This window comes from Sphingomonas sp. SRS2 (genome assembly GCF_000971055.1).
GTDB lineage: Bacteria > Pseudomonadota > Alphaproteobacteria > Sphingomonadales > Sphingomonadaceae > Rhizorhabdus.
This window is the reverse complement of sequence record NZ_LARW01000156.1, coordinates 1-250: the sequence shown is the minus strand read 5'-3', so window position 1 is coordinate 250 and position 250 is coordinate 1. Positions and strand designations below refer to the sequence as shown.

General features: G+C 59.2%; 1 pseudogene. It reads left to right on the top strand.

The window, feature by feature from the left end:
* Nucleotides 1-119: 119 nt before the first annotated feature.
* A pseudogene (locus WP12_RS22325) lies at nucleotides 120-250 on the top strand (DDE-type integrase/transposase/recombinase); the annotation flags it as partial.

The following is a 250-nucleotide window of genomic DNA, read 5'->3' as shown; positions in this document are numbered from 1 at the left end:
CAATTGCTCCATGGAAGCCGATATCTACGAGGTCGGTGGTCAGCAACGGTCCTGGTAGAATCAATCAAGCGTTCAGTGTTCGTTCTTCAACCTGGCCAAAATCGCAGCTTCGGGCCGACTGGGCCTACCTGTACCGGGCAGTCGACAAGCGGGGCGACACGATCGATTTCTACCTGTCGCCGACCCGCAGCGCCAAGGCAGCGAAGCGGTTCCTGGGCAAGGCCCTGCGAGGCCTGAAGCACTGGGAAAA